The organism is Butyrivibrio sp. AC2005, from assembly GCF_000424145.1.
Lineage (GTDB): Bacteria > Bacillota > Clostridia > Lachnospirales > Lachnospiraceae > Butyrivibrio.
Map to the genome: position 1 here is coordinate 1 of NZ_AUJI01000076.1, position 5,331 is coordinate 5,331.

Sequence of the window (5,331 nt, forward strand, 5' to 3'; positions counted from 1 at the left end):
TTTCCAAAAGGACATATGGAAGAAGGCGAGACTGAAATAGAAACTGCGCTTCGTGAAATAAAGGAAGAAACAAATCTGAAAGTCGAGTTAGACACTGAATTTAGAGCAAGCGAACAGTATACGCTTTCAGAAAAACCTGGAGTGACAAAGCAGGTAGTGTATTTCCTTGCTAAGTATAAAGACTCATCTCCGAGCATAACAAGACCAGACGAGGTCAAAGCTCTGAAGATTCTTGAACTTGAAGATGCTATCAATACCATAGAGTATGATAACAAAAAAGAGATGCTTAAAAAGGCTGATAGCTATCTTAAGAGTAAGGCAGAGAATACTTTTTAAATTTCAGTAAAACGTTCCAACCGCTAAGGAGATTGACACATTACTAAAATATAGATACACTATAATAGTAAATATAGTGTATCTATATTTGCGAAGGAGGTCATCTATGGGAGCAACCTATACAGAAGCACAGAAGGAAGCGACGAAAAGATACGTAAATTCCACTGATCAGATCAGGGTTCGAACAGATAAGGGAAATCTTGATTTTATCAAAGAACATGCTAAGACTATGGGTGAAACCATGGGAGAATTCGTTAACAGGGCAATCATGGAGGCTATCTATCGTGATAGGGGAGAAATCCTTGTCGAGACGGTGTGCAGCGATGAGTATGACATTTCAGGAAGACTTCTTTTATCCGATGATGATCACTACGAAATAGATTATATTGTAGGTGGTGTCCGAAAGATTAAGAAATTGGATGAGCAGAAATATGTACCAAGCAGTTTTGTATCTGACTATGCGTGGATGTCTCTCGAGAACGAATATGAGAATGGACTGTTAGGTGGTGAATGAAATGGCAATGTTTACTCTGATGCGTAAAAATGAAGAAGTGATGATACTTCAGATAGGTGAAGATGGAAATATAGTTAAGCTTGGTAAAAAGGAGAACACAGCACTTTTGCCATTGCAGAACAGGACCAGTCCCAGGGGACTTATTGAGTGGTGGCGTGACAGAGCCATTCCGATAAAACAGGGAAATATAGAGAATATGTTAAGGAACAATGGCATTGAAACAACAGGTCTTTTCCTGACGCAAAATCTTGGACTCAGCCTTACTGATTATTACTGGATCAGGCCTTTGGGATCAGACCTCACTTGGGAAAAGATAAATCTGTTTGACAATGACTTTAAAGAGAATCTGTTGTTGGGGAAGATTAAGATGGGTGATGATGAAGTTGAGGAATATCACCCCAATTCATCACTCCAGGGTAACCTGGAAAAGACATGGATCATTGACCGAGGAACTCGGAAACTTGTGAAGGGAAACCACGATATTTATTCAAGTGAAAGTATCAATGAGGTTATCGTAAGCGAAGCAATAAAGGCACAGGGAAGGGATGCGGTACAATACTCGCTTTTGCACATTGATGGCAAGGAATATGATTATGGATGCGTTTCAGATCTATTTACAACACAAAAAAAAGAACTGGTTTCTGCTTATGCTGTTATGACGAGTGAGCTAAAACCAAATAATCTTTCTCGATATGAGCATTTTATAAACGTATGCGATAAAAACGGCCTTGATAGAAATACGGTCAGAGAGTATCTGGAATTTGAAATTCTTATAGATTTTATCTTCAGTAACCGCGACAGACATCTGACTAATATATCAGTCCTGCGGGATGCGGATACTCTTAAGTTCATATCCATGGCTCCTATTTATGATAGTGGAAAGAGTATGTTGGTTGGCAGGGATATTGTTCCGGTAACAGATAAGTATGTACTTTCTCAGGATGCCCAAGGCTTTAAGGAAAAAGAACTGGAACTTTTAAAGTATGTCCAGAACAAAAAGCTTATTGATATAGGACTGCTTCCAAGCCAGGAACACATTAGGGAGATGTATCATAAGGATTCGCAGGTGAGTGAAGACAGGATTTCTTTTGTGCTTGAAATGTACAAGAGAAAAATCGATATGTACGAGAGATTTGCCTCAGGTGAGAATTTGAGAAGCATAAGATTTTGAAAAATAATAATAATTCCAAGCAATAAAAAAGCTGTTGTAAGTGTTTTTACAATCGAACCCTGGAACGATGACTGATCTATCACGTACCTGACATAAATAAAGCAGTTAGTGAGATTAGAAGAGTTCTTAAGGACGAAGGCGTGTTCTATAGCGCTACTTACGGCGAGCACAATTTTAACGATATCATTGCGGAGTGGTTTGGCTTAATTGGCGAAAACTACGATCCTAACCATCTCTTCACTCTTCAGAATGGAGGCGCAATTCTGGGAAAAGAGTTTGCGGATGTCGAGGTGCACCGATACGAGGATTCACTCCATATCACAAAAGTAGATGATCTTGTAGAGTATCTTCAGAGTCTTAAGGCTCTTCACGGAATTGGTACTATGGAAAAGGATAAGATGTTGTGTATGTTGGAGCCACATATGGAAGATGGTGCCATTGATCTGCAGAAGGAGTATGGCACTTTCATTGCACGTGGACGTGCATAAGCCATATTCCAGGATAATACACTAACAGTATAAAAAGGGGAGGCAATGACTTATACAGAGATATTTCAAGAAATAATTTCAATTATGAAAGAAGATTCTGCTACCTGTAAGGATTTTGGAGCAGGAGATTATCAGGTATTCCAAAGTAAGATTTCAGATGACATGGAACGTATGGAGTTCCTTCATGTTGTCCAGGAGTATCTGGCAACTTTTGGACTGGAGGGACATCTGGACTTTGTAGATGCGACGCTGGGATCAATAGGTTTTTTGGTAATGAGGCTGGGCGATGAGCTGTACGTAACAAAGGCAAATTCTGATACGGGTCTTGTTCCAGGAGATAGAATTATTGCAGTTGACGGGGAATCAATAACAGCTATTGCGCATAAAGAAAGCCGGATACTTATGGAGAAGTCTGTTGAACGCCAGGGTATGATGTGGCCGGCCGTACTGAAGTTTTATAAGCTTGTTACTGTCGTTCATCAGGACGGTACAAGAGAAGGAGTTTCCATTATCCATGACTCTAAAGGAAAAGACGAAGCCAAGTATTCCTTCAAAGAATATCAGGACAATACGCTTTATCTCAGGTTGAACGATTTTGCGGATCTGGATGCAATCAATCAGCTGTATACCGATTGTAAGAACGCTCTTGATAACTGTAAAAAACTCATTGTAGATGTTCGGGGAAACGGAGGAGGCGCAGATTCTGCGTTTGTGCCACTTTTGGAGTATTGTTTCCCTGGGGGAAAAGATATTACTGATTATTACAAAGCTGAGTATCCAATTGAAGTCAATTATTCCTTGAGAAATTGCAAGGACCGAATTAAGCTTCTGAGAGATATGTTGGGTGAAAATCCACCTGAAGACATGGCGCCGATGCTTGATAAAATGGTAGTTGATAATACCGAGAACATGGGAAAAGGTTTTATAGAAAGCGAAGATGAGTTTATGGACGGAATAACCGGTAGAGCTTATCCTGAAAAGGTGTTTATCATCACTGACGAAAGATGCGCATCTTCCGGAGATGCCTTCGTCGAAGTAATGTCTTTTTCTCCTAAAGTAACAGTAGTAGGAAGACCAACCATGGGTATTACCGATTATTCAAACTGCTCTGTGGTTCGGTTTGATGACTTTGGCCTGATTTATCCTACTTCAAGGGATAGACGCATCGATGGCGGAAAGGGACTGGTTCACAAAGGTGTTCCTGTAGATAAATATATAGCGTGGTCTCCTGAGAGTATATACAAAGATGTTGAATTGGACTATTGCCTTGAGTGCAAATGAGTATCTGGGGGTGTGTTATCAATTGATTTAATTCCAGTAGGTTAATAGATTAAAGGGTTAAGGATTATTAGCTGATGATATCGTTCTTCCTATGTTATTTGGAGTTGAGGGAGTTCTTTTCTCAGCTCCTGTAGCGGACATTGTAACATCAGTAGCTGTTGTTCTGACGGCAAGAAGTGTAATTAAGGAGCTTGACTCAAAGAGCACTGTTGTAGAAACAGCTGCCGAAAAAGCACAAGCGGCTTGATTTGCAAAGCCACTTGCTTGGAATAGTAACTTTTATTTACTATATATGCTTAATCCTTTTGCAGATCCTGATTAAAATTGACTAAAGGAGTGAATAGCTGTGAAACGAAAAACAACAGACGAGACCCTTGCGGAGTCTTTCTTGGAAAGAGTGTCAGTAAATGTGCTATTTTTAAGTAAGGAGGAATCGCGATCATCACATTGATTGCATGTTTTTTATAGAATATGTATAGAGTCAAGAGAATAATACCATACGCTTGTACAGTTCTGTTAGTAGCGCTGATGACACTATTTGCAGAAACTTTAAATGAGAAGGAGATTATATTTCCTGAGATAACAGCATTAGCAGTTGGATATATGGTGGCAAAAAATAGAAGCTGGAAGGTTAATGGAAAGCGTATGCTTTCACTGATAACAGGCTGTGCGATAATAGGAGTGTGCATTGTAAGATTTGTTCCGTTTGATACGTATATCGAAGTGATTTTGGCATTCACAATCGCTCAGGTAATCTTTATGTTTTCAGGAACCACGTTTGCACCATTTGTCTCAGCAATAGTGCTCCCGGTGATGATGCATACTACAAGTATAGTGTATCCTATAGCTGCATTTGTACTGACATTACTTGTAATATTGTTTCATAAACTTTTTCTATTTCAGGGAATCCGAGCAGATGAGGAATATGTTCCTGTGATGCTGAATTCCAGGGACGATATGGTAGATACTTCCATTAGAATCCTTTGTGTGACAGTAATAGCCGGTGTTGCATTCAGAACGGGTTATAGATTTGTTGTGGCACCTCCGTTACTTGTGGCATTTACTGAGTTTTCCAGGCCAAGGAACAAAACAAGAAATATGCCAGTCAAAACGGTGGCAGTGATAACTGTGTGTGCCATAATTGGTGTGATTTCAAGATATTTCTTTGCTATTTGGATAGGGCTTCCTATTACGATTTCAGCAATTGTTGCTACAAGTGGTATGCTTATCGTTATTCATTTTACTAAGATGTATATGCCACCGGTTGGCGCTATTACCATGCTGAGCATGATAATATCTGAAAGCGTACTAATCACATATCCGATTCAGATTTTTGTAGGAAGTAGCTTGATTCTTTTTCTGTCCCGGATGATTTTCATGAGACGGCAGGATAACAAGCTTTATGAAAAAGAACATGAACTTCATGCAGAATGAGTTATAGGTTGTATTTCCTCACATATTGCACGGATCTCTTCACTGAAAACAGTATCTTTTGGCCAGATGAAGGTAAAATCATGTTTTACCCTAAAGTCGTCAAGGGG

Annotated in this window: 7 protein-coding genes; all 7 read left to right on the forward strand. The window is 39.5% G+C overall.

Translation table 11 applies throughout. The annotated features are described in order from the left end of the window. The coding region (locus G602_RS0116900; protein WP_026660011.1) for an NUDIX domain-containing protein at nucleotides 1–336 on the forward strand (336 nt) is incomplete at its 5' end. A gap of 106 nt (nucleotides 337–442) precedes the next feature. Next, nucleotides 443–850, forward strand: a complete 408-nt coding sequence (locus tag G602_RS29215; protein ID WP_049945299.1) for a hypothetical protein — start codon at nucleotides 443–445, stop codon at nucleotides 848–850. 1 nt (nucleotide 851) lies between these two features. Further along, nucleotides 852–2,021, forward strand: a complete 1,170-nt coding sequence (locus tag G602_RS29220; protein WP_049945300.1) for a HipA domain-containing protein — start codon at nucleotides 852–854, stop codon at nucleotides 2,019–2,021. Between the two features lie 140 nt (nucleotides 2,022–2,161). After that, nucleotides 2,162–2,509 carry a hypothetical protein gene (locus tag G602_RS27235; RefSeq protein WP_049945301.1) on the forward strand — a complete coding sequence of 116 codons (348 nt, stop codon included), beginning with the start codon at nucleotides 2,162–2,164 and terminating at the stop codon, nucleotides 2,507–2,509. Nucleotides 2,510–2,554: 45 nt separating this feature from the next. Beyond that, entirely contained in the window at nucleotides 2,555–3,790 is a 1,236-nt protein-coding gene (locus G602_RS0116920; RefSeq protein ID WP_026660012.1) for a S41 family peptidase, read from the forward strand. A gap of 91 nt (nucleotides 3,791–3,881) precedes the next feature. Then, entirely contained in the window at nucleotides 3,882–4,037 is a 156-nt protein-coding gene (locus G602_RS30655; RefSeq protein ID WP_155829974.1) for a hypothetical protein, read from the forward strand. 281 nt (nucleotides 4,038–4,318) lie between these two features. Continuing rightward, entirely contained in the window at nucleotides 4,319–5,224 is a 906-nt protein-coding gene (locus G602_RS0116930; RefSeq protein WP_022755918.1) for a hypothetical protein, read from the forward strand. Nucleotides 5,225–5,331: the final 107 nt, after the last annotated feature.

What these genes read in the sequence shown, in the direction of transcription:
- G602_RS29215 (WP_049945299.1), top strand. Translation starts at nt 443, where the DNA reads ATGGGAGCAACCTATACAGAAGCACAGAAGGAAGCGACGAAAAGATAC.
- G602_RS29220 (WP_049945300.1), top strand. Translation starts at nt 852, where the DNA reads ATGGCAATGTTTACTCTGATGCGTAAAAATGAAGAAGTGATGATACTT.
- G602_RS0116920 (WP_026660012.1), top strand. Translation starts at nt 2,555, where the DNA reads ATGACTTATACAGAGATATTTCAAGAAATAATTTCAATTATGAAAGAA.
- G602_RS30655 (WP_155829974.1), top strand. Translation starts at nt 3,882, where the DNA reads ATGTTATTTGGAGTTGAGGGAGTTCTTTTCTCAGCTCCTGTAGCGGAC.
- G602_RS0116930 (WP_022755918.1), top strand. Translation starts at nt 4,319, where the DNA reads ATGACACTATTTGCAGAAACTTTAAATGAGAAGGAGATTATATTTCCT.